Here is a 2097-nt window from a genome sequence, read left to right as displayed (position 1 = left end):
TCGTAACTTTTAAATCAAACTCCTAAAACAGTGGAGAATAAGGGAGTCGAACCCTTGACCTCCTGCGTGCAAGGCAGGCGCTCTAGCCAGCTGAGCTAATTCCCCCTCTAGTTTTAGACTTGAGATGTTTAGATTTGAGATCTGAGACTTTTTTCGTCTCCCATCTCTTGTCTTCTAATCTCCCGTCTTGTAATTAGTAGTCTCGGGCAGGCTCGAACTGCCGACCTCTACATTATCAGTGTAGCGCTCTAACCAGCTGAGCTACGAGACTTCATTATAATTTTAAATTTTAAATTGAAAATTTTAAATGATTTTTAAATCTAAAATCTATAATTTGTAATCTAAAATCTCTCTATCCCTGTACTAATTTCTAGTGGGTTTATTTGTTAATATAAGCAACCGAGTAAAAAAAACCAAAGCTTTATTTTTTATATAAGGCTCTTTTAATATTTTTTGACGTATTGTCTCTAAAATGAGATGTTCCAGCCGCACCTTCCGGTACGGCTACCTTGTTACGACTTAGCCCTAGTTACCTGTTTTACCCTAGGCAGCTCCTGTTACGGTCACCGACTTCAGGTACCCCAGACTTCCATGGCTTGACGGGCGGTGTGTACAAGGCCCGGGAACGTATTCACCGCGCCATGGCTGATGCGCGATTACTAGCGATTCCAGCTTCATAGAGTCGAGTTGCAGACTCCAATCCGAACTGAGACCGGCTTTCGAGATTTGCATCACATCGCTGTGTAGCTGCCCTCTGTACCGGCCATTGTATTACGTGTGTGGCCCAAGACGTAAGGGCCGTGATGATTTGACGTCATCCCCACCTTCCTCTCTACTTGCGTAGGCAGTCTCGCCAGAGTCCTCAACTGAATGGTAGCAACTGGCGACAGGGGTTGCGCTCGTTGCAGGACTTAACCTAACACCTCACGGCACGAGCTGACGACAACCATGCAGCACCTTGAAAATTGTCCGAAGAAGGATCTATTTCTAAATCTGTCAATTCCCATTTAAGTCTTGGTAAGGTTCCTCGCGTATCATCGAATTAAACCACATAATCCACCGCTTGTGCGGGCCCCCGTCAATTCCTTTGAGTTTCATTCTTGCGAACGTACTCCCCAGGTGGCTAACTTATCACTTTCGCTTAGTCTCTCATGCCGAAGCACAAAAAACGAGTTAGCATCGTTTACGGCGTGGACTACCAGGGTATCTAATCCTGTTCGCTCCCCACGCTTTCGTCCATCAGCGTCAGTTAAATCTTAGTGACCTGCCTTCGCAATTGGTGTTCTAAGTAATATCTATGCATTTCACCGCTACACTACTTATTCCAGCCACTTCAAATTTACTCAAGACATGCAGTATCAATGGCAGTTTCGCAGTTAAGCTGCGAGATTTCACCACTGACTTACACATCCGCCTACGGACCCTTTAAACCCAATAAATCCGGATAACGCTTGCACCCTCCGTATTACCGCGGCTGCTGGCACGGAGTTAGCCGGTGCTTATTCGTATAGTACCTTCAGCTACTCTCACGAGAGTAGGTTTATCCCTATACAAAAGAAGTTTACAATCCATAGGACCTTAATCCTTCACGCGGGATGGCTGGATCAGGCTCTCACCCATTGTCCAATATTCCTCACTGCTGCCTCCCGTAGGAGTCTGGTCCGTGTCTCAGTACCAGTGTGGGGGATCACCCTCTCAGGCCCCCTAAAGATCATCGACTTGGTAGGCCGTTACCCTACCAACTATCTAATCTTGCGCGTGCCCATCTCTATCCACCGGAGTTTTCAATATTAAGTGATGCCACTCAATATATTATGGGGTATTAATCTTCCTTTCGAAAGGCTATCCCCCAGATAAAGGCAGGTTGCACACGTGTTCCGCACCCGTGCGCCGCTCTCAAGTATCCGAAGATACTCTACCGCTCGGCTTGCATGTGTTAGGCCTCCCGCTAGCGTTCATCCTGAGCCAGGATCAAACTCTCCATTGTATGTTTGTTTGTCCTTATACTCAAACTCAATTTAAAATTGACGCTTTGGTTTTTTTTCCTTACTTGGTTGTTATATTGTTATGTCAATGAACTTTGTTCTGTTCGCATCA

The 2097-nt window shown here is 45.8% G+C and carries 2 tRNA genes and 1 rRNA gene; all 3 read right to left on the bottom strand.

Annotated elements, in window-relative coordinates:
- Positions 1 to 31: 31 nt before the first annotated feature.
- A tRNA-Ala gene (locus DRF58_RS17915) sits at positions 32 to 105 on the bottom strand.
- A gap of 92 nt (positions 106 to 197) precedes the next feature.
- Positions 198 to 271 (bottom strand) — tRNA-Ile (locus tag DRF58_RS17910).
- 199 nt (positions 272 to 470) lie between these two features.
- A 16S ribosomal RNA gene (locus DRF58_RS17905) occupies positions 471 to 1987 on the bottom strand.
- Positions 1988 to 2097: the final 110 nt, after the last annotated feature.

The organism is Epilithonimonas hispanica (assembly GCF_003385395.1).
GTDB lineage: Bacteria > Bacteroidota > Bacteroidia > Flavobacteriales > Weeksellaceae > Epilithonimonas > Epilithonimonas hispanica.
Note: the sequence above shows the minus strand (reverse complement) of the source record. Positions and strands in the feature narration are given on the sequence as shown.